This window comes from Pseudomonas protegens, assembly GCF_003363755.1.
In the GTDB taxonomy this organism is placed as follows: Bacteria; Pseudomonadota; Gammaproteobacteria; order Pseudomonadales; family Pseudomonadaceae; genus Aquipseudomonas; species Aquipseudomonas danubii.
The window spans coordinates 470,405-491,535 of record NZ_CP031396.1 but is presented as its reverse complement, the minus strand read 5'-3'; the positions used below and the strand labels follow the sequence as shown (position 1 = coordinate 491,535).

The 21,131-nt window shown below is 64.0% G+C and carries 15 protein-coding genes; 12 read left to right on the top strand and 3 right to left on the bottom strand.

The window, feature by feature from the left end:
* Window positions 1-45 precede the first annotated feature (45 nt).
* Genes DWF74_RS02025 through DWF74_RS02005 form a run of 5 tightly spaced genes read left to right on the top strand, consistent with a single transcriptional unit; the run spans window position 46 to window position 10,478 of the window.
* Complete coding sequence (locus DWF74_RS02025) at window positions 46-5,370, top strand: type I polyketide synthase (protein ID WP_115580180.1); 5,325 nt, start codon at window positions 46-48, stop codon at window positions 5,368-5,370.
* 50 nt (window positions 5,371-5,420) lie between these two features.
* Window positions 5,421-7,055, top strand: coding sequence for an NAD(P)/FAD-dependent oxidoreductase (locus DWF74_RS02020; RefSeq protein WP_102863361.1), 1,635 nt, complete (start codon window positions 5,421-5,423; stop codon window positions 7,053-7,055).
* A gap of 1 nt (window position 7,056) precedes the next feature.
* Entirely contained in the window at window positions 7,057-8,199 is a 1,143-nt protein-coding gene (pltE, locus tag DWF74_RS02015) for an L-prolyl-[peptidyl-carrier protein] dehydrogenase (RefSeq protein ID WP_102863362.1), read from the top strand.
* On the top strand, window positions 8,196-9,692 hold the full coding sequence (gene pltF / locus DWF74_RS02010) for an L-proline--[L-prolyl-carrier protein] ligase (protein ID WP_115580179.1): 1,497 nt from the start codon (window positions 8,196-8,198) through the stop codon (window positions 9,690-9,692). The genes pltE and pltF overlap by 4 nt, the downstream gene beginning before the upstream one ends.
* Before the next feature lie 3 nt (window positions 9,693-9,695).
* On the top strand, window positions 9,696-10,478 hold the full coding sequence (locus DWF74_RS02005; protein WP_102863364.1) for a thioesterase II family protein: 783 nt from the start codon (window positions 9,696-9,698) through the stop codon (window positions 10,476-10,478).
* Window positions 10,479-10,483: 5 nt separating this feature from the next.
* On the opposite strand, the gene DWF74_RS02000 is transcribed toward DWF74_RS02005, so the two are convergent.
* A complete protein-coding gene (locus tag DWF74_RS02000; protein WP_180988573.1) occupies window positions 10,484-11,119 on the bottom strand; it encodes a TetR/AcrR family transcriptional regulator in 636 nt (211 codons plus the stop codon).
* A gap of 111 nt (window positions 11,120-11,230) precedes the next feature.
* On the opposite strand from DWF74_RS02000, the gene DWF74_RS01995 reads away from it, so the two are divergent.
* The 7 genes from DWF74_RS01995 (at window position 11,231) to DWF74_RS01965 (ending at window position 18,984) form a co-directional block, all read left to right on the top strand.
* Window positions 11,231-12,244 (top strand): HlyD family efflux transporter periplasmic adaptor subunit, encoded by a 1,014-nt coding sequence (locus DWF74_RS01995; RefSeq protein WP_115580178.1) that lies wholly within the window; start codon window positions 11,231-11,233, stop codon window positions 12,242-12,244.
* On the top strand, window positions 12,241-14,010 hold the full coding sequence (locus DWF74_RS01990; RefSeq protein WP_102863367.1) for an ATP-binding cassette domain-containing protein: 1,770 nt from the start codon (window positions 12,241-12,243) through the stop codon (window positions 14,008-14,010). The genes DWF74_RS01995 and DWF74_RS01990 overlap by 4 nt, the downstream gene beginning before the upstream one ends.
* Window positions 14,011-14,013: 3 nt before the next feature.
* On the top strand, window positions 14,014-15,162 hold the full coding sequence (locus tag DWF74_RS01985) for an ABC transporter permease (RefSeq protein ID WP_102863368.1): 1,149 nt from the start codon (window positions 14,014-14,016) through the stop codon (window positions 15,160-15,162).
* A 4-nt stretch (window positions 15,163-15,166) separates the two neighbouring features.
* Window positions 15,167-16,285 carry an ABC transporter permease gene (locus tag DWF74_RS01980; protein WP_115580177.1) on the top strand — a complete coding sequence of 373 codons (1,119 nt, stop codon included), beginning with the start codon at window positions 15,167-15,169 and terminating at the stop codon, window positions 16,283-16,285.
* 11 nt (window positions 16,286-16,296) lie between these two features.
* Complete coding sequence (locus tag DWF74_RS01975; protein WP_115580176.1) at window positions 16,297-17,793, top strand: efflux transporter outer membrane subunit; 1,497 nt, start codon at window positions 16,297-16,299, stop codon at window positions 17,791-17,793.
* Window positions 17,794-17,864: 71 nt separating this feature from the next.
* The gene (locus tag DWF74_RS01970) at window positions 17,865-18,464 is read left to right on the top strand and encodes a LysE family translocator (protein WP_205413473.1); all 600 of its coding nucleotides are present in this window, start codon (window positions 17,865-17,867) and stop codon (window positions 18,462-18,464) included.
* A 130-nt stretch (window positions 18,465-18,594) separates the two neighbouring features.
* Window positions 18,595-18,984 (top strand): hypothetical protein, encoded by a 390-nt coding sequence (locus tag DWF74_RS01965; protein WP_240322008.1) that lies wholly within the window; start codon window positions 18,595-18,597, stop codon window positions 18,982-18,984.
* Between the two features lie 201 nt (window positions 18,985-19,185).
* On the opposite strand, the gene DWF74_RS01960 is transcribed toward DWF74_RS01965, so the two are convergent.
* Together DWF74_RS01960 and DWF74_RS01955 are read right to left on the bottom strand one after the other, a co-directional pair.
* Window positions 19,186-20,184 carry an NADP-dependent oxidoreductase gene (locus tag DWF74_RS01960; RefSeq protein WP_115580175.1) on the bottom strand — a complete coding sequence of 333 codons (999 nt, stop codon included), beginning with the start codon at window positions 20,182-20,184 and terminating at the stop codon, window positions 19,186-19,188.
* A 63-nt stretch (window positions 20,185-20,247) separates the two neighbouring features.
* Window positions 20,248-21,117, bottom strand: a complete 870-nt coding sequence (locus tag DWF74_RS01955; RefSeq protein ID WP_115580174.1) for an alpha/beta fold hydrolase — start codon at window positions 21,115-21,117, stop codon at window positions 20,248-20,250.
* Window positions 21,118-21,131 lie beyond the last annotated feature (14 nt).

Here is a 21,131-nt window from a genome sequence, read left to right as displayed (position 1 = left end):
TGGGGCTGGATGACCACTGCCAGAGAATCACTGATCGAGGCCTTTATGGATAACGATGTCCGCGATGTAAGCAAGGAACAGCTGCAAGAGAGTCTTGCTCAGGCAATCACCACCATCCGTGCGCTCAAGGAAAAGGTGGCCGGCAAGAGCTCGGCGCCTGTCGAGCCGATCGCCGTAGTGGGCCTGGGGTGCCGGCTGCCGGGCAGTGCCGACACACCGAAGCGGCTGTGGAGCCTGCTGAAAAATGCCACCGATGCGGTGGGCGACATGCCCCGCGACCGTCTGTACGGCACCGACTATTACCATCCTGATCCCCAGGCACCCGGCAAGGCCTACGTCATGCGTGGCGGCTTCATCGAGGGGGTGGACCAGTTCGACCCGGGCTTCTTCGGCATTTCGCCCAAGGAAGCCGAAGGCATGGACCCCCAGCAGCGCCTGGCCCTGGAGGTTGCCTGGGAGGCCCTGGAGAACGCCGCGATCGCCCCCGACAGCCTGCATGGCAAGAAGCTCGGCGTGTTCATGGGGGTCAGTACCAATGATTACGTGCGCCTGCGCCAGCAGTTGGGCGCGGTCGAGGACGTCAACGCCTACCAGTTCTATGGCGAAACCAGTTTCGTGGCCGGGCGCATTGCCTACACCCTGGGCTCCAGGGGCCCGGCGGTGGTGCTCGACACCTCCTGCTCCTCATCCCTGGTGGCCCTGCACCAGGCCTGCAACAGCCTGCGCAGCCGCGAGAGCGAGCTGGCGCTGGCCGGTGGGGTCAATCTGATCCTGTCGCCCTACGGTTTCATCCTGGTCAGCAAGCTGCGGGCCGTGGCCCCCGATGGCCGCTGCAAGACCTTCGACGCTGCGGCCGATGGCTACGGGCGTGCCGAAGGCTGCGTGATCCTTGCGCTCAAGCGGCTGAGTGATGCGGTACGCGACCAGGACCCGGTGCTGGCCGTGATCGAGGGCAGTGCGGTCAACAACGACGGCGCCAGTAGCGGCATCACCGTGCCCAACATCCACGCCCAGGAAGAGGTGATCAGGCTGGCGCTCGGCCAGGCCGGGCTCCAGGGCAGCGAGGTCGACTATGTCGAGGCCCATGGCACCGGCACCGCGCTGGGCGACCCGATCGAACTGCACGCCCTGCATGCGGTACTGGGCAAGCAGCGGCCCGTGGATGCGCCGCTGCTGGTGGGCTCGATCAAGGCCAACATGGGGCATCTCGAACCGGTCGCCGGGGTGACCGGGCTGGCCAAGGTCCTGTTGTGCCTGCAACAAGAGGCCCTGGTGCCCCAGGTGCATTTCAACACGCCCAATCCGCGGATCGAATGGGATCGCCTGGCCCTGAAGGTGGTCACCGAATCCACGCCCTGGCCACGCCAGGGCAAGGCGCGGCACGCCGGTGTCAGTTCGTTTGGTGTCACCGGCACCAACGCCCATGTGCTAGTGGGCGACGCGCCGCTGCGCGAACGTGCCCAGGGGCGCGACAATCCCTGGCAGCTGATCACTCTGTCGGCCAAGGGCGAGACGCCCCGGCGCCAGATTGCCGGACGCTATGAACGTTTTATCGCCGACAACAGCCAGCTCGAACTCAAGGACCTGTGCTACACGGCGAACGTCGGGCGGGCGCACTTTGGCCATCGTTTCGCGGCCGTGGCCGATAGCCGTGAGGGGCTGCGCGAGCAACTGGCGGCCTATGCGTCACGCAAGGTGGTGGGCCATGTATTCGAAGGGCGCTGCCAGGGAGCGGCGGCGCCGCTGGTGATGCTCTTTCCGGGGCAGGGCTGCCAGTACCGGGCGATGGCCCAGGCACTGTATGACAGCGAACCATTCTTCAAGGCGCAGATCGATGAATGCCGCGCCCTGTTGCAGCCGCTGATGGACGTGGACCTGCTGACCCTGGTGCTGGACGCGGGTGCGGCCAGTGACAGCTACCTGCAACAGACCCGCTATGCCCAGCCGGCGATATTCGCGGTCGAATATGCCCTGGCGCGGTTGTGGATGCATTGGGGGGTCGCTGCCGATGCGCTGTTCGGACACAGTTTCGGCGAGATCAGTGCCATCTGTGTGGCCGGGGCGGTATCCCTGGCTGACGCGCTGCGTATGGTGGAGGCGCGTGGGCGCCTGGCCCAGCAACTGATGACGGCCGGCGGCGCGATGTACGCACTGGGCATGAGCGAGGCGCAACTGCTGGAGCTGCTCAAGGACCGGCCCGGCAGCGCAATCGAACTGGCGGCGGTCAACAGCCCGCAGGACGTGGTGGTGGCCGGGCCGCAGGCCGAGGTCCAGGCGCTGGCCGAAGCGGCGCTCGCCAGCGGCTGCAAGGTCAAGAAGCTTGCGGTTTCCCATGCCTTCCATACCGCAGCCACCGAGCCGATGCTTGAAGCGTTCCGCCAGACGGTGGCGCAGATCACCTTCAGCGAGCCGCGCTTGCCGGTCATCAGCAGTGTCACTGGCCGGGTGCATACGCTCTCCAGCCTGGGCTCGCCCGATTACTGGTGTACGCACACCCGCCAGGCCGTGAGGTTCAGCGAAGGGGTCAACACCCTGATCGCAGAGCTGGGGGTGAAAACCTTCCTTGAAGTGGCCTCCGATGCTGTGTTGACGCCGCTGATCGGCCGTCACCCCCTGGCGGACGACAGCCTGGTCCTGGCCAGCCTGCGCCGGGCCGGCGATCCGCCCAGGGACCTGCGCCTGGCCGCCGCGCAGCTCTACGTGGGCGGCCATAACCTCGACTGGGCCCGGCTGCACGAGCATGACGGGGCCTTGCGCCAGGCCTTGCCCGGGTATGCGTTTCAGCGCCAGCGCTACTGGTTCGACAACGCCAGCGGCTCGCCCCTGCAACAGCTCGCTGCGGGAGCGGTCGGCCGGCTGCTGGGGCACTCGGTCAATGCACCCACTCCGGCATTCGAGTCGACGCTGGATAGCGCGCTCCTGCAGGCCGTGGGCGGCGAGATCCGCGATGACCTGGCGCTGCTGCGTCCTGACCGGTTGCTGGCAGCCCTGAGCGATGAGCTGGCCGGGCACTTGCAGCTGGACACCTATGGGGTGAGCCTCGCCAGCATCACCCCGGCCCTGGCGTTCCATGTCGATGACCAGTTGCATCTGTTTACCGAACTCAAGCCGCTGCCCGGGGCGGCCTGGGAGGTCAACTGCTCGGCCCTGAGCGCAGCGGCCAAGGTTGCCGGTGCCGATTGGCAGCCGGTCCTGTCGCTGACCCTGGAGGGCATGCCGGCGGTTACCCGTGGCGGCCTGCCGGACCCGGGCCATGCCGCCGCCCAGGACGCAGGCTTTGTCTATCACATGCAGTTGCCGGCAGAACCCGATCCGCACGGCAATCGCCTTGGGCAGGTCCTCGAGTACCTGGGGCAGGCGGCGCCGGGTGATGCGCCGGGCTCGATAAGCGGCATCCGCCGCTGGGTCGCCAGCCGGTCCGCTTCGCCCCGGGCACAAAGCCTGGTGATTGCCACGAGCCAGGCACATCCGCAGCAGTTCGACTGCGCCTTGTACGATGCCCACGGCCAGTGTGTAGGCAGCCTGGAAGGGCTGACCCTGGCTGCCGCGCCGAGTGAGGAGGCGCTGCGTGGCATGCTTTACCAGCCCGACGTGCTCTACAGCCTGGATTGGCTCGAACGCCCTCGCCAGCGCGCCGAAGTGCCGCAGCAGGACCGGCTGTTCACCCTGGTCAGCCGCTCTCCAGAGACCGCCGCTCCCCTGGTCGAACACCTGCAGCGTGGCGGGCATCGTACCCGGGTCCTGTGCCCGCAGCAGTTGCTCGATAGCGCACGGATGGTGCTGGCCCAGGACCCGAGCCAGCCATTGACCGATGAAGGCGAGGCCTTGGCCGCCGATATCATCGTGCTCGATGGCAAAGACATCGAGGATGCCGGCTCGACCACGCTGCAGAGCCTGTCGAGCCTGCAGGCGACACTGTTCCACCCGTTGCTGGAGATGGTCCAGGCGCTCATCGAACTGGGCCCGCGCGGTGGCCGGTTGTGGCTGGTGACCCAAGGGGCAAACGCCGTTGGCCTGGATCGCGACCAGCCCTTGCAAGTGGCGACCGGGCCGTTGTGGGGGCTGGGCAAGACGCTCGCCCTGGAGCACCCCGAACACTGGCGCGGGCTGATCGACCTGGCCCCCGACGATCCTCACTGGGCAAGGGCCCTGGCCGAAGAAGTCAGCGACCCCGATGGCGAGGACAAGATCTGCCTGCGCCCGGGCAAGCGCTATGTCCAGCGCCTGAACCATTTCAGCGCTGCGCAGTTGCCAGCACAGGCCTATGCGCCTTGCCCGCAGGGCAGTTACCTGATTACCGGCGGCATGGGCGGAATTGGCCTGGCCATGGCCCAGTGGCTTCTGGATAAAGGCGCTGGCGCTGTGCTGATCACCGGCCGGCGGCCACTGGAGGATGTTGCTACGGGCCTGGAGCGCTTCGGCGCTGCGGCATCGCGGGTGAGTTACGTCCAGGCCGACATCACTTCGCCCCAGGACATGCAGCGGCTGTTCTGCGGTCTGGAGGCGTCGGGCGCGAGCCTGAAGGGCATCTTCCATGCCGCCGGGATTTCAATTCCGCAGGACCTCAAGGACGTCGACCGTGACAGTTTCGATCAGGTGATGCGGCCCAAGGTCGAGGGCACCTGGTTGTTGCACGAACTGTCCCTGGGGCTGGACCTGGACTTCTTTGCCCTGTGTTCGAGCATCGCCAGTGTCTGGGGTTCGCAGCATGTCGCCAGCTACGCAGCCGCCAATCAGTTCCTCGACAGCCTGGCGTGGCAGCGTCGGGCCATGGGCCTGAGTGCCCTGGTGATCGACTGGGGACTGTGGGCCGGCGGCAGTCACCTGTTCGACGAACAGGTGCTGAATTTCCTCACCAGCGTTGGCTTGAAACAGATCGCCCCAGTGCAGAACGTCGGCCTGCTGTCGCGGATTCTGGCCAGCGAGCTGCCTCAGCTGGTGGTGTCAGGGGTGGACTGGAATCGCTTCAAGCCACTGCTCGAATCCCGCGGCCCGCAACCGCTGCTGCAGTACATCCGCAGCCAGGCTCCGACCGCCAGGGCCGGAGACAGCAGCAACGTGGAGATCCTGCAGCAGCTGGCGGGCGCCGACGAAGCCGCTGCCCTGGCATTGCTGGATGACTACGTGTGGGAGCAGTACGCGCAGTTGCTCGGGGTCAAGACCGAACAGGTGCGGGCCAAGCTCGAGGATGGCGGCAGCCTGATGGACTTCGGCCTGGACTCGCTGCTGGTGATGGACATGGTCGCCCGCTGCCGGCGCGATCTGAAGCTGGAGATCAAGGCCCGCGAGTTTCTTGAGTGTCCGGGCCTGATGTGGCCGGACTTCCTGGCCCGTTCGATAAAGGAACAGGGCTGCGTGGCCGAGGCCTGACGGGCCGCAGGCAGTGCAACCCAGACCCATGATCTGTGATTGAGGTGGTTATGAACGATGTGCAGTCTGGCAAGGCGCCAGAGCATTACGACATTCTCTTGGCGGGCAACAGCATCAGCGTGATCATGCTCGCCGCCTGCCTGGCCCGGAACAAGGTCCGGGTCGGTTTGTTGCGCAACCGGCAGATGCCCCCCGACCTTACCGGTGAGGCGACGATTCCCTATACCTCGATGATTTTCGAGCTGATTGCCGACCGCTATGGCGTGCCGGAAATAAAGAACATCGCCCGCACCCGGGATATCCAGCACAAGGTGATGCCGTCTTCCGGGGTCAAGAAGAACCTCGGGTTCATCTATCACCAGCGCAGCCGGGCGGTGGACCTGGGCCAGGCGCTGCAATTCAACGTGCCTTCCGAGCATGGCGAGAACCATCTGTTCAGGCCCGACATCGACGCCTACCTGCTGGCGGCGGCCATCGGTTATGGCGCGCAGTTGGTGGAGATCGACAACAGCCCCGAGGTGCTGGTCGAGGACAGCGGGGTCAAGGTAGCTACGGCGCTGGGACGCTGGGTCACTGCCGATTTCATGGTCGATGGCAGCCAGGGTGGCCAGGTGCTGGCGCGGCAGGCGGGCCTGGTCAGCCAGCCTTCGACGCAGAAGACCCGGACCCTGGAATTCTCCACTCATATGCTCGGGGTGGTGCCGTTCGATGAGTGCGTGCAGGGCGATTTTCCCGGCCAGTGGCATGGCGGCACTCTGCATCACGTGTTCGATGGGGGCTGGGTGGGGGTCATCCCGTTCAACAACCACCAGCACTCGCACAACCCTTTGGTCAGCGTGCTGGTTTCACTGCGTGAGGACCTCTGCCCGAGCATGGACGGCGATCAGGTCCTGGCCGGCCTGATCGAGCTGTACCCCGGCCTGGGGCGACACCTGTCCGGCGCCCGGCGGGTACGCGAGTGGGCGCTGCGCCAGCCGCCCCGGCAGGTCTATCGCACGGCGCTCGAACGCCGCTGCCTGATGTTCGATGAGGGCGCCGCGAGCAACGATCTGTTGTTCTCGCGCAAGCTGTCCAATGCTGCGGAACTGGTCCTGGCCCTGGGGCACCGGTTGATCAAGGCGGCGCACAGCGGTGACTACCGCAGCCCGGCCCTGAATGATTTTGTCCTGATCCAGGACAGCATCATCAGCTTGAGTGACCGGATCGCCTCAGCGGCCTATGTGTCGTTTCGCGACCCCGAACTGTGGAATGCCTTCGCCCGTGTCTGGCTGCTGCAGTCGATTGCCGCCACCATCACCGCGCGCAAGATCAACGATGCCTTTGCCAAGGACCTGGACCCGCGAGTGTTCGATGAAATCGACCAGCTCGCAGAGGACGGTTTCTGGATGCCTCTGTATCAGGGGTACAAGGATATTCTCAACACTACGCTGGGCCTTTGTGATGACGTCAAAAGCGCCAATGTCTCAGCTGCGCAGGCGGCGAGCAGCATCTTTACGGAGCTTGCGAACGCCAGTTTTGTGCCGCCTATTTTTGATTTTGCTAATCCTCACGCTCGTGTCTATCAACTGACCACCTTGAGAAAGCTCAAGGCGCTCTGGTGGGGCCTGATGCAAGTGCCCTCAGAGGTCGGACGGCTGATTTTCTATCGATCCTTCAGAAAACCTTCCCTGCGCAAGGAGAGTTGAAATGGACTTCAACTACGACGATACCCAGAAAAAACATGCGGCCATGATCGCCCAGGTGTGTGCCGAGCAACTGGCGGCCTGTGGCAATGAACACTCGCGGTATTTCACCGCCCGGCAATGGGCGATCTGCGGCGAGGCCGGGTTGCTGGGGCTGTCGATTCCCCGGGAATACGGTGGCCAGGGCCTGGGTGCACTGTCGACGGCCATTGCCATGCACGCCTTTGGCCTGGGTTGCACCGACATGGGCCTGGTGTTCGCGGCGGCGGCCCACCAGTTTGCCTGTGCGATGCCGATCGTCGAGTTCGCAACACCGGAAACCAAACGCGATGTGTTACCCAAACTCGCCAGCGGTGAATTCATCGGCTCCAACGCGATCACCGAACCCGAGGCCGGCTCCGACTCCAGCAATTTGAAGAGCCGTGCCTGGCCCCAGGCCGATGGCAGCTATCGCCTTGACGGCCACAAGAGCTTTGCCGGCAATGCGCCGATTGCCGACATCTTCGTGACCTATGCCACCACCCAGCCCGAGTACGGTGCCCTGGGGGTCAGCGGTTTTATCGTCCACCGCAGCACTGCGGGGCTCAGGGTCAGTGAGCCCCTGGACAAGGTATGCCTGAGAAGCTGCCCCGCGGGTGAAGTGTTCTTTGACGATTGTGTGGTTCCTGAGGTCAACCGCCTGGGTGAGGAGGGGCAGGGCCGGCAGGTGTTCCAGAGTTCCATGGGCTGGGAACGTGCCTGCCTGTTCGCAGCGTTCCTGGGGATGATGGAGCGGCAACTGGAACAGGCCATCGAGCATGCGCGCACCCGGCGCCAGTTTGGCAAGCCGATTGGCGACAACCAGGCGGTTTCGCACCGTATCGCGCAAATGAAGCTGCGCCTGGAGTCGGCGCGGTTGCTGCTGTTCCGGGCGTGCTGGGGCATGGACCAGGGCGATCCGGGGCAGCTCAACATTGCCCTGTCGAAACTGGCCATCAGTGAGGGGGCGCTGGCATCGAGCATCGATGCGGTGAGGATTTTCGGCGGCCGGGGCTGCCTGGAGTCTTTCGGGATCGAGGCGATGCTGCGCGATTCCATCGGCACTACGATCTTTTCCGGCACCAGCGACATGCAGCACGAGATCATTGCCCGGGAGCTGAAGCTATGAAGCTGCTCCATGAACGGATGATGCACAGCCTTGCCCGCTACCCGCGGCAGACGGCGGTGGTGGATGAGCAGGATGCCTTGAGCTACGAGGCACTGGAGCTCAGGACCCGGGAATTCGTGGCAATGCTCTGTGCCCTGGGGGTCGGGCAGGGGCAGCGGATCCTGCTCTGGGCGCACAAGTCGGTGGACCTGGTGGCGGTCATGCAGGCGGCCCTGCGGCTGGGGGTGGTGTATGTGCCGGTGGACCCTCTGAGCCCGGTGTCGCGCCTGGAAAAGATCGCCGGGGATTCCCAGGCCGTGCTGGTTCTCTGCACCGCGGCACGCCTGGAAGAACTCGCCGGCTCCGCGCTTGCCCAGGTGCGCAGCGTGGTCCTGGACGACCCGGCCAGCGCCGGCTACTGGCGCAACATCGATACCGGCTCCAGCCTCGTGCCGACGCTGGACATCCAGCCGGACGATCTGGCCTACATCCTCTACACCTCCGGTTCCACCGGCGTGCCCAAAGGGGTTGCGCTCAGCCACGGCAATGCCCTGGCCTTCGTCGACTGGGCGTGCGAGCGCTATTGCTTCCAGCCTGGCGAGCGGTTCGCCAACCATGCTCCCCTGCATTTCGACCTGTCGGTCCTGGACATCTACTGCGCGCTCAATGTGGGCGCGACGGTGTGCCTGGTTCCCGAGTCGATCGCGTTCTCGCCGCGGCTGCTGACCGACTTCATCCGCCAGCACGAAATCAGCATCTGGTACTCGGTGCCCTCGGTACTCATGATGATGATGCAAGACGGCGACTTGCTCAGCGATATCCAGGACACCCTGCGGGTGCTGCTGTTCGCCGGCGAGCCTTTTCCGATCAAGCACCTGCGTGACCTGCGCGCGGCCTATGCCGATGTGCGTCTGGCCAATCTCTTCGGCCCCACGGAAACCAATGTGTGCACCGCATTCGAGGTCGGCGCCATCGATCCCGAGCGCGTGCTCCCGGTGCCCATCGGCACGGCCGCCTCCGGCAACCAGGTGTGGGCGCAAAAGCCTGACGGCAGCCGCTGCGCAGTGGGTGAAGAAGGTGAGCTGGTGGTGCAGGGGCCTACGGTCATGCTGGGCTATTTCGCCAAGCCGGCTCAGGAGGGGCCCTACAAGACCGGCGATATGGTCAGGCAGCGGCCTGACGGCAACTACGAATACCTGGGGCGTCGTGACGACATGCTCAAGGTGCGTGGCAACCGGATCGAGCGCGGGGAAGTCGAAGCCGCGCTGCTGGCCCATCCCCAGGTCAGCGAGGCCGCCGTGCTGGTGGTCGGGGAGGGGATGAACGCGCAGTTGTGGGGCGTGCTGGTCGCTCACACCCGGGACGCTCTTTCGCTGATCGACCTCAAGCGCCACTGCGCCCAGCGCCTGCCTCGCTACATGATCATCGACAAGGTGCTGTGCCTGGACGCACTGCCACGCAACGCCAATGGCAAGGTCGATCGCTTCGCCCTGGCCAGGCAGGTGGAGGGCTGACCCATGGGAACTCCATCACGCGTGGCCAAGGACGCCTGGTTTCCCTATGCCAGCCGGCCGCGGGGCAAGATGCGCTTGTTCACCTTTCCCTATGCCGGGAGCGGGGCCTCGGTCTTTCATCGCTGGTTCCTGCCCCTGTACGACCAGGTCGACCTGTATGCCTTGCAGCTGCCGGGCCGCGAGGGTCGCAGCCAGGAGGCCTGCTACAGCGACATGCAGGCGGCGGCCAATGACGTGGCCGACTGCCTGGAGCAGTTTGGTGATGACGTCCCCTGCTGTTTCTTCGGCCACAGCATGGGCGCCTTGCTGGCCTTTGCGGTCGCCGGAGTGCTGCAGGAGCGGCGGTTGCCAATGCCGCAGCAACTGATGCTCTCGGGCATGATTGCGCCCCATGTGCGGCAACGGGTAGCACCGCTGCACCAGCTGCCGGCAGAGCAGGCCATCGCCGCGCTGCAGGCCATGGGGGGCGTGCCGGCGGTGGTGCTGGCCGAGGAGGACCTGATGCAGATGTACCTGCCCATCATTCAGGCCGACATACAAATGGTCTACTCCTACGCCGGTGCCCAGCCGCAGCCGCTGGACACCCGCATGATCTGCCTGAGCGGCGCCCAGGACCTGATTGCGCCGCCTGCGCAGATGCAGCAGTGGCGGCGCTACACCCTGGGCGGCTTCGAGCAGTTCGTGTTTGCCGGTGGCCATTTCTTTCTCGACGCCCAGGTCATGTCGCGGGTCAAAACTGTGCTGGGCAGCGCCCTGCACAATCAGCCTGGCAGTCTGGCGGTGTGAGCCGACTATTGGGCAATGGCCGCGAGGCCGGACCTGGCGAACAGCTTGAAGTGGGCTTTCAGGGCGTTGGCGTCGTGTTGCAGGACGGCTTGCAGCGGGCTGGGCTGCTGGCGATCTATCACCGCCAGCATCAGGCAGGGCGCGATGATGCTGATGGTGCAACGCGCCAGCGCCGGGTCACCGATCGGAAAGCCGGTGATCTCGCTGATGAGCGCTTCCAGCAGACGGAATTTGGGCATCACTTCTTCTTGCACAAGGCTGGTGAAATGGACAGTGGGCGCCAGTATTTCCCGTGCACAGACTTTGCTTTGCCAGCTCTGCTCATCGAGCACCCGGGTGACGATGGCATCGATGAAGCTATCGAGCTTGATCAGCGCCGGCTCTTCGCTTTGCGCCAGCTGCGACAGGGCTTCGAAGCTCACCAGCTGCTTGTGTCCCTCGATCAGTACTGCCTTGTACAGGGCTTCCCGGCTACCGAAGTGGTAGTTGATGGCGGCGAGGTCGGCGCCGGCTTCTTCACAGATGAGCTTGCTCGCGGTGTTGGCATAGCCATGCTGGGCAAACAGGCGGGCAGCCACATCGAGAATGCGGATTTTAGTGTGTTCGCCGTCGCTTCTGCTGGTTCTGCGTCGCGTGTTCATGATGTTCCTCGTGGTCTGAGCGGGGGGTTGCTTCATGGCCAGTATCTGTTATTTTCTAATTTAAATTCAAATTGAATTTTAATTAGGCCTTGGCAAACAAAGGACTCATGGATGAAGAAGCAGTTGATTGTAGGGGTTGCCGTACTGCTGGTGGCCACAGCGGGTGTTTCCTGGTTTCTCCTTCGCCCCGAGAAGCAGAACGACCACCTCAAGCTCCATGGCAACGTCGACATTCGCCAGGTGTCCCTGGCGTTCGACGGCAGTGAGCGAATCGCCGCGCTGTATGCCGAAGAGGGCGACCTGGTGCAGCCCGGCCAGGTCCTGGCGGAACTCGACACACGCACACTGCGCCTGGAAATAAATCGCTCCAAGGCCAGGATCGGCGCCCAGGAACAGGCGCTGCTGCGCTTGAAGAATGGCACACGGCCTCAAGAGGTCGAGCAGGCCAAGGCACGTTTTGATGCCGCCCAGGCGCAAATGCAGCTGGCTCAACTGCACATGCAGCGCCTGCGCAGGATCGCGGACGACACCCAGGGCAAGGGCGTCAGCCAGCAACGCCTGGACCAGGCAGCCGCCCGCTTGCAAGTGGCCAGGGCCCAGTCGCAGGAGCAGCGCGAATCCTGGACCCTGGCCAAGATCGGCCCACGCAATGAAGACATCGCCCAGGCCACGGCCGACCTGCAAGCCTCCAGGGCCGACCTGGACCTGCTGGAACATTACCTGGCGCGCGCTCAGCTCAAGGCGCCGACCCAGGCCCGGATCCGCACGCGCTTGCTGGAGCCGGGGGATATGGCCTCGCCGCAGCGCCCGGTGTTTGCCCTGGCCCTGACCGACCCCAAGTGGGTACGGGCCTATGTCAACGAACGTCAGTTGGGCCACATACGTGCGGACCAGAGGGCGCGGGTCTACACCGACAGCTTTCCTGACCAGGCCATCGACGGCAAAGTCGGCTACATCTCCTCGGTTGCCGAATTCACCCCCAAGTCGGTGGAAACGGAAGACCTGCGCACCAGCCTGGTCTACGAGATCCGGGTACTGGTCAAGGACCCTGACGATCGCCTGCGGCTCGGTATGCCGGCGACCGTCTACCTTGACCAGGCACCGGTGGCCGGGGCCACGCCATGAGTGCGCCAGCGGTAACGGTTCAGGCTGTTGAACTGGTCAAGCGCTTTCGCCGTGGAACGCGAGAGCAGTTGGCTCTGGAGCAGGTTTCTCTGGAGGTGCCCAGTGGCAAGTTGAGTGCCCTGGTGGGGCCGGACGGGGCCGGAAAAACCACCCTGTTGCGGATGATTGCCGGCTTGCTCAAGGCCGACGAAGGGCTGTTGAAGGTGCTGGGCCTGGACGTCGCCGCAGATCCGCAGCAGGTGCAGGACCTCATCAGCTACATGCCGCAGAAGTTCGGCCTGTACGAAGACCTGACGATCCAGGAAAACCTCGAACTCTACGCCGACCTGCATGGCGTGCGCGCCCAGCAGCGCGAGGAGCGCTTTTCCCGCTTGCTGCAGATGATGGACCTGACGCGTTTTCGCGACCGGCTGGCCGGACAGCTCTCCGGTGGCATGAAACAGAAACTGGGGCTGGCCTGTACCCTGGTCCGTTCACCGCAACTGTTGCTGCTGGACGAGCCCACCGTGGGGGTGGATCCGCTGTCGCGGCGGGAACTGTGGAGCATCATCGAACAACTGATCGAGCAGGAAAACCTCACGGTGCTGATCAGCACTGCCTACATGGACGAGGCCCAGCGTTGCGCCCAGGTCTTTGTGCTGTACCAGGGGCGGCTGATCGCCCAGGGGCCACCGGCGCAGTTGTGCCATCTGGCGCAGGGCCTGTGCTATGGCGTCGGCCCCGAGGCCGGCACCCCGGCCAGGCTGTTGCAGGCGCGCTTGCTTGACGACAATGAACACATCATCGATGCCGTGCCCGAAGGCGGCATGGTTCGCTTTATCCGCAGCGCCCAGGTGCCTCTGCAGGCCATTCCATCCCTGGCTGGCCAGGCCTCTCCCCAGGCGCTGGAGGCCCGCCTCGAAGATGGCTTCATGGTGTTGCTCCGGCAGCAGGTTGGCAGCGTTGCAAGCCTGGACGAGCCGGCGCAGGTGCCCGCCAGCGACGGCCAGGGCGACGTTGCCTCTGGGCGTGCGGTGGTCATCGAGGTCCGCGACCTGGTGCGCAAGTTCGGGGACTTCACCGCGGTTGCCAGCACCTCGTTCGAGGTGTTGAAGGGCGAGATATTCGGCTTGTTGGGCCCCAACGGAGCCGGCAAGACCACCACGTTTCGCATGCTATGCGGTTTGCTTCCCGCCTCCAGCGGGCACCTTGAGGTGGCTGGCGTCAACCTGCGTACCGCACGGGCGGCGGCGCGGCGCAAGATCGGCTACGTCTCGCAGAAGTTCGCCCTGTACGCGAACCTGTCGGCCCTGGAGAACCTGCGCTTCTTCGGCGGCGCCTATGGCCTGCACGGCGCGAAGCTGAAAGCGCGGGTGGCGTTGATGCTCGAACAGTTCGACCTCGACGAACACAAGCACCTGCGCAGCGGCGAGCTGCCCGGTGGCTACAAGCAGCGCCTGGCCATGGCGGTCGCGCTGCTGCACGAGCCGCAGATCCTGTTTCTCGACGAACCCACCAGTGGTATCGACCCCTTGGCCCGCCGGGCGTTCTGGCGCCGTATCACCGCCCTGGCGCAAAGCGGCACGACGATCGTGATCACCACCCACTTCATGGAAGAGGCCGAGTACTGCGACCGTATCGTCATCCAGGATGCCGGACGGCTGCTGGCCCTGGGCACTCCGGAACAGGTACGCCACCAGGGCAGCGAGTCGCTTGCCGACATGAACAGCGCCTTCATTGCCGTGGTCGAGCGTGCTCGGGCCCAGGCCAGCGCCCCGGTGCAGTGAGGAATGACCATGACTGACTCCAATCGATCCGCCTCAGGGTTCAGGCGCAGGCTCATTGCGCTCACCCGAAAGGAGTTGCGCCAATTGATGCGCGACAAGAGCAACCTGGCGATAGGCATTGTCCTGCCCATCGTACTGATCCTGATATTTGGCTACGGCCTGTCCCTGGACATTCGCAACACGCCGCTGGCCGTGGTCCTGGAAGACAGCTCCCCCAGCGCCCGCAGCGTGGTGGCGAAGCTTGCGAGTTCGGACTACTTCTCGGTGGTCCAGGTGACCAGCATGGCCGAGGCCCAAGCACTGATGGACAAGCGTCGGGTCGACGGCATCGTTCGCGTGCCGGCGGATTTTTCCAGGCGCCTCGAACAGCAGGATGCGCGCTTGCAATTGCTCCTGCATGGCGCCGATGCCAACAGCGCGGCAACCCTTGGACGCTATGTCAGGGGCGCGCTGAATGTCTGGCAACAGCAGCAGTTCGACCGCTCCGGGCAGCCCCAGTCGGCCGGTCGGGTGCTGGTCGTCGAACGCATGTGGTTCAACGCCGCCAACAGCAGTACCTGGTACCTGGTGCCCGGGCTCATCGCCCTGATCATGACCCTGGTGGGTGCCTTCCTGACCTCTCTGGTACTGGCCCGGGAGTGGGAGCGGGGCACGCTCGAATCACTGTTCGTCACCCCGGTCAGGTCGATCGAAATACTCCTGGCCAAGATCATTCCCTATTTCCTGGTGGGCCTGCTGGGCCTGGTGATGTGCCTGGTTTCGGCGCGGCTGCTGTTCGAGGTGCCGATCCAGGGGTCGCTGGTGCTCCTGCTGCTGAGCTCCATGCTCTACCTGCTGGTCACCCTGGGCATTGGCCTGCTGATTTCAGCGAAGACACGCAACCAGTTCCTGGCCAGCCAGATCGCGATCATCTTCAGCTTCCTGCCGGCGCTGATGCTCTCGGGGTTCCTCTTCGATCTGCGCAATGTGCCGACGTTCATCCGCGTGGTGGGCTCGATCCTGCCGGCGACTTACTTCATGGAACTGGTCAAGACCCTGTTCCTGGCTGGCAACAACTGGCCGTTGATCGCCAAGAACCTCGCAATCCTCGCGGCCTACGCCGTGTTCCTGTTGAACGCTGCACGCCTGTGCACCCGCAAGAAGCTGGATTGAAGCCATGGACAAGCTAATGAATTTCCTACGCGAGTTGCTGTTCCTGTTTCAGAAGGAGTTCCTGGCCATCGTCAAGGACCCGGCCAACCGGGTGATCCTGATTGCCCCGGCGATCGTCCAGTCATTGCTGTTCGGCTACGGCGCCACCTACGACCTGAACTACGTGCCTTATGCCGTGCTGGATCAGAGCCAGGGGCGCGCTTCGACAGAGCTTTTGGCACGCTTCGATGCCTCCGGGGTGTTTGCCCGAGTGTCGACCCTGACCAGCGTCGATGAGATCGCCCCGGTGATCGACCGGGGCAGTGCCTTGCTGGTGCTGCATATCGCCGCAGACTTCGACGAGCGCCTGAGCCGGCATGAAAACGCCGGCTTGCAGTTGATCCTGGATGGTCGCAACTCGACGACCGCGGGAATGGCGGCCGGGCATATCGCCAACCTGGTGGCTGACTTCAACCAGCAGTTCCTGGCGGTGGACAACGCGCCGATCCGCCTGGAGACCCGTGCCTGGTTCAACCCCAACCTGCAAACCCGCTGGAACATAGTGCCGGGCCTGATCGCCGCGCTGAGCATGATCCAGACCCTGATGCTGGCGGCGTTGTCGGTAGCCAGGGAGCGCGAGCAGGGCACCTTCGACCAGTTGCTGGTGACTCCGCTGACGCCTTTCGTGATCTTGCTGGGCAAGGCACTGCCGTCGGTACTGATCGGTCTTTTGCAGTCCAGCCTGATCCTCCTCATCGGCCTGTTCTGGTTCAAGATCCCCATGATCGGCTCCGTGCTGGACCTGTACCTGGGGCTATTCGTCTTCACCAGCGCCTGCGTGGGCATCGGACTGTCGATCTCGGCGCTGTCGGCCAACATGCAGCAGGCCATGGTGTACACCTTCGTGCTGATGATGCCGCTGATCCTGCTCTCCGGCCTGATCACCCCGGTGCACAGCATGCCCGAGGCCCTGCAACTGCTGACCTATCTCGATCCGCTGCGCTTTGCCATCGACCTGGTCAGGAGGATCTACCTGGAGGGGGCAACGCTGGCGGATGTGTCCTGGAACCTGGTGCCCATGTTTGCCGTTGCGCTGGTGACCCTGCCGCTGGCTGCGTGGCTGTTTCGCAATCGATTGGTGTGATAAGGAACGTCATGAAAACTACTCACTCTGGATACCTGCGTAATGGGCTGACGCTGGCCATGCTGCTGGCCATCACCGCCTGCACCGTCGGGCCCGATTTCAAGGCACCGGCAGTACCTAGCCCGGAACGCTGGACGGATTGGCACAGTGGCCCGCCAGCCTCTTCGGTGCCGGGCAAAGCCCCGGCGACCACCTCGCACACCGCAGACGGCAACTGGTGGCAGGTGTTTGGCGACCCGGTGCTGGACCAGCTGCAGGCCCAGGTGCGCGAAGGCAGCCCGGACCTGCACACGGCCTTGCTGCGGTTTGCCCAGGTGCGGTTGCAACGCCAGATAGTCGCTTCCCTGGAAACGCCTGAAGTGTCCTTTTCCGCGGCGGCTTCGCGAAACCGGCAAAGCCGGTACGCGCCGAACAATCGAATGCTTGAAGCCTTGGGCAGCGACAGTGATGCCCTGGAAAAGGTGCTTACCGACCCTTATAGCCTGTACCAGGCCGGGTTCGACGTTTCATGGGAGCTGGATCTCTGGGGGCGGGTGTCACGCCTGGGTGAAGCCGCCCAGGCCGAGGTCGATGGTGCGGCCGCGACCCTGGACGACGTGTTGCTCAGTGTCTCCAGCGAGCTGGCGCGAAACTACTTCGAAGTGCGTACCGCACAGCGCCAGACCCGTCTTCTGGAGCAGGAGGCACAGATCCTGGCCGCGCACCTGCAAGTGGTTGCCGTCCAGGCCCGGGAGGGCGAGGAAGACGGGTTCGCGGTGGAACGCCAAGAGGCACGGCTGGCCTCGCTGCATGCACAGATACCGGGTTGGAAGGCGCTGCACACCCAGGCGGGCAACCGTATTGCGCTGTTGCTGGGGGAGCATCCCGGAGCCCTGGAAACCTTGCTCGCGGAGCGGCCTGATAATGCCTTGAGCCGCCCGCTGCCCAACCTGCAGTTGGGCCTGCCTGGCGACCTGGCCCGGGAGCGTCCGGACATCCGCGCGGCCCAGGCCCGCTTGCACCGGGCGACGGCGGGCATCGGAGTGGCCGAGGCCGAACTGTACCCGAGCGTGATGCTGGGGGCCGACTTCGGCTTCGAATCCTACAAGAGCGGCCAGTTTGCCGACTGGAGCAGCCGCACCTGGTCGGTAGGGCCGCGCCTGGACCTGCCGCTGTTCGACCGTGGGCGGCGCAGCAAGACCGTGGTCCTGCGCACACTCGAACAGCAAGAGGCGGCCGTGGCATTTCACCGGACCGTACTGGCAGCCTGGCAGGAAGTGGACGATGCCATGAGCCGCTACCACAACGAATACCAGCGTGCCGCGCACCTCAAGGACAGCTATGACAGCAAGGCCCGCACCTATGAGTGGACCCGCGTCCGGTACGCGGCCGGGGAGGCCAGCTACCTGGAGGAACTGGAAGCGCAGCGCACCGTGCTGGAGGCGCAGCGCGACCTGGTCAATAGCGACAGTCAACTGCGTACTCACCTGATCAGCATTTACAAATCCATGGGTAGGCATTCCACCTGAGCCCCTGAAACGCTGCCTCTGGCAGCACTCCCCACAGACCCACTTTCCTAACGGAATAGGAAGCCATGCAAATGGATGACCTCTACAAGATCGCGCTTTTTTCGTCCCTGATACTGGTAGTGCCGGGGCCCTCAAACACCTTGCTGCTGGCCTCGGGCTTCAAGTTCGGCGTGTTGCGCTCGCTGCCACTGGTGTTGATCGAAATGCTCGGCTACACCGTTTCGATCTGCACTTGGGGCTGGGGGCTTGTGCTGCTGTCCCACGACTACCCGTGGCTGATCCACCTGATCAAGCTGCTGTGCGCCTTGTACATCGCAGCGCTGGCCTTGAAGACCTGGAAGACTTCCACCACCGGAGCCCAGCACACCGAGCGCTTTGAGAGCTGGCCACGGCACCTGTTGATTGCCACCTTGCTCAACCCCAAGGGGCTGATCTTCGCCAGTGTGATCTTCCCGGCCAGCTCATTCGCCAGCCTGGGAGGGTTCCTGCCGTCATTAAGCGCTTTCTTCCTGGCACTGGCGCCAATAGCCTTGCTCTGGGTCTCGCTGGGGGCGGGCATTCGAGCCGAATACCTGGGGCGGGTTTCTGGACCGCTGTTTTCCCGGGGCACCGCCGTCGTTCTGGCGCTGTTTTCCGCCACCCTCACTTACACCGTGGTTCGTGCGGTGTAGGTGTTTTTGCCGCGGCTTTCAGCGCCCAGGCTTGCCGGTCCTCTTCGGTGGCCTTGATCCGATGAACAGGGCGTCTGGCGGATGCTAATCTGCGCCTTCCGGACAAACGGTGGGCCAGTGGATGCAGAGGATGTTGAGTGAAGCCGAGCTTCACAAGGTGCTGGAAGCGATCGAAAGCGACTCCTGCCATGACTTGAATCGTCTGTATGACGGGGTGCAGATAGACCGGTGCGCTCTTTTCAATCAAGTCGCCATGGCGGTGGCCCGGCTCTTTATCGAGGGGCGGCGCGACTTTCATTACGGCGATGCGGTCATGAATACCTTGTTCAGTGACATTGTTGATCTGTCCTTGAACGCTGACATGCCCGAGCCGGCCTTTTCCATCTACCTCGCGTTTGATGCCGGAGAGTATCGTCACCCGGGGGATGGGCAGGATGAGTTGCCTTGGGAAAAGTGGACGCGGCCGGCGCTTGAACGGATTCTGCGCGAAGCCGATGAGGGGGCGTCTGCCGAGGTCTAGCCGGCCTGGGTGACGACCGGAACCCGGGCAAACTCACGCGGTTTCGCTACGGCTCCAGCATCAAGCGGCGCCAAAGAATCGGCGGCGCAACAGCACCCGCCGGCTCTTGCGGTGCAGGTTTGTCCGGCGCCTGCGCCGGCGTTGCCTCGTCGGGTTCAGGGGCTGTCGTCGATTCAGTCGGGTCATCGGTAGGCGCTGTGGTCATTTGATCTTGATCACCACCTTGCCCTTGGCTCGTCCCTGCTCGACGTACTGCAAGGCCTCTGCCGTCGATTCGAAACTGAAGCTGCGGTCAACCACAGGCTTGATGATGCCGGCCTCGATCAGCGCGGTGATCTGTTGCAGCTGGGCGCCATCGGCCCGCATGAACACAAAGGCGTAGCGGACGTCCCGCTGGCGCGCCTTGCGCCGGATACCGAAGCTCAAGAGGCGCATGACCTGCTGCAATGGCCAGGACAAGCCTTGCTCCTGGGCGAACTGCACGGTGGGGGGACCGGAGATGGAAATCAGCTGGCCGCCGGGCTTGAGGACCTTGAGGGATTTCTCCAGCACATCGGCACCGAGGCTGTTCAACACCAGGTCGTAGCCATGCAAGAGGCTTTCGAAATTCTGCTGCTTGTAGTCGATCACCTGATCGGCGCCCAGGGCTTTGACCCATTCGACATTCCCCGTGCTGGTGGTGGTCGCGACAAAGGCGCCGAGGTGCTTGGCAAGCTGGATGGCCAGGGTGCCGACGCCGCCTGAGCCTGCATGGATCAGCACTTTCTGGCCTTTTTTCAGTTGCGCGGTTTCCACCAGCACTTGCCAGGCAGTCAGGGCCACCAGGGGAATGGACGCGGCTTGCGCCATGTCGATGTTGGCCGGCTTGAGAGCGACCGCGTCCTGATGCACGGCGATCCATTGGGCAAAGGTGCCGATCCGCGTTTGCGGCGGGCGAGCATAAACGGCATCGCCGGGTTTGAAACGCCGCACTTGCGGGCCGACTTCGACCACGACCCCTGCCAGGTCATTGCCCAATATCAGCGGCAATTTATAAGGCAGGATCAGCTTGAATTCGCCCTGGCGGATTTTCGAATCCAGCAGGTTGACGCTGCTGGCATGAACCTCGATCAATACATCGTGGGGCCCCACCTCGGGCGTGGGGACTTCGCTCAGGCGTCCGCTGTTCTTGCCGTAGCGATCAATTGAAAATGCCTTCATGGGTATGCGGCTCTGTTGGGTTGGCGTCAGTAGGGGGGCTGTTGCGGTTGCGGCCAGGTGCTGTCAGTCATCAAGGAACCTCAATACCCGGGTCACGAAGTCCGTGTGGTGCTGGAAAATGCTGCCGTGGCCGGCGTCCTCATACAGCACAAGCTGCGCATGGGGGATGCGCTCAGCCAGGGCGCGCGAGTTGACGCTGGGTACCATGAGGTCATTGTCGCCGTTGACCACCAGCGTCGGCGTTTTCAGGTGTTGCAGATCGTGCGGCGTCTGTTTGCCCCATGCCGTGATGGCCTGCAACTGCCGCAGGAAAGCCCGCGGCGTCGGGCCCTTGTCGTGATTTTTCCGGCGTGCTTTGAGCCGTTGCAGATACGCCGAGGCGGCTCGGCGACCATTGTCCGTCGACGTGAAGAACAGGTAGACCTTGGGATCGCGCAAGGTCAGCAAGCCTTTGAGCATCAAGGGCCAGGTCACCGAGCCGACCTTGTCGATACCGCTGCCGCCGGCCGGTCCGGTGCCGGTGAGAATCAAGCGGCGCACCCATTCGGGGGCCTTGAGGGCGATCTCCTGAGCAACGAAGCCGCCGAGTGAAAAGCCCAGTACATCGACACTCTTGAACCCCAGGGCCTGGATCAACTCAATGGCGTCTTGCGCCATTTCGCCGACCGTCAGTGGCGCGCTGCCACCCGAGCCGCCGATGCCGCGATAGTCGGTGGTGATGACCCGCCGGGTCTGTGCCAGCCCATCGATGATGGCTGGGTCGAAGTGGTCCAGCACCGCGCCCCAATGGTTGAACAGCACCAGGGGCACGCCGCCAGCGGGGCCGGTATCGCGATAGGCGAAGGGAATGCCCCTGACCATGATCGACTGGTTCGCCGCGTCGATGAACGAGGTCTGCTCAGCCGGGGCGCGAGTTGTCTGTATGGGATTCATTGCTACTCCGAACA

Excerpts from the sequence above, each read along its gene's own strand:
- DWF74_RS02025 (WP_115580180.1), top strand. The coding sequence starts at position 46 with ATGGATAACGATGTCCGCGATGTAAGCAAGGAACAGCTGCAAGAGAGT.
- DWF74_RS02020 (WP_102863361.1), top strand. The coding sequence starts at position 5,421 with ATGAACGATGTGCAGTCTGGCAAGGCGCCAGAGCATTACGACATTCTC.
- pltE (WP_102863362.1), top strand. The coding sequence starts at position 7,057 with ATGGACTTCAACTACGACGATACCCAGAAAAAACATGCGGCCATGATC.
- pltF (WP_115580179.1), top strand. The coding sequence starts at position 8,196 with ATGAAGCTGCTCCATGAACGGATGATGCACAGCCTTGCCCGCTACCCG.
- DWF74_RS02005 (WP_102863364.1), top strand. The coding sequence starts at position 9,696 with ATGGGAACTCCATCACGCGTGGCCAAGGACGCCTGGTTTCCCTATGCC.
- DWF74_RS02000 (WP_180988573.1), bottom strand. The coding sequence starts at position 11,119 with ATGAACACGCGACGCAGAACCAGCAGAAGCGACGGCGAACACACTAAA.
- DWF74_RS01995 (WP_115580178.1), top strand. The coding sequence starts at position 11,231 with ATGAAGAAGCAGTTGATTGTAGGGGTTGCCGTACTGCTGGTGGCCACA.
- DWF74_RS01990 (WP_102863367.1), top strand. The coding sequence starts at position 12,241 with ATGAGTGCGCCAGCGGTAACGGTTCAGGCTGTTGAACTGGTCAAGCGC.
- DWF74_RS01985 (WP_102863368.1), top strand. The coding sequence starts at position 14,014 with ATGACCATGACTGACTCCAATCGATCCGCCTCAGGGTTCAGGCGCAGG.
- DWF74_RS01980 (WP_115580177.1), top strand. The coding sequence starts at position 15,167 with ATGGACAAGCTAATGAATTTCCTACGCGAGTTGCTGTTCCTGTTTCAG.
- DWF74_RS01975 (WP_115580176.1), top strand. The coding sequence starts at position 16,297 with ATGAAAACTACTCACTCTGGATACCTGCGTAATGGGCTGACGCTGGCC.
- DWF74_RS01970 (WP_205413473.1), top strand. The coding sequence starts at position 17,865 with ATGGATGACCTCTACAAGATCGCGCTTTTTTCGTCCCTGATACTGGTA.
- DWF74_RS01965 (WP_240322008.1), top strand. The coding sequence starts at position 18,595 with ATGTTGAGTGAAGCCGAGCTTCACAAGGTGCTGGAAGCGATCGAAAGC.
- DWF74_RS01960 (WP_115580175.1), bottom strand. The coding sequence starts at position 20,184 with ATGAAGGCATTTTCAATTGATCGCTACGGCAAGAACAGCGGACGCCTG.
- DWF74_RS01955 (WP_115580174.1), bottom strand. The coding sequence starts at position 21,117 with ATGAATCCCATACAGACAACTCGCGCCCCGGCTGAGCAGACCTCGTTC.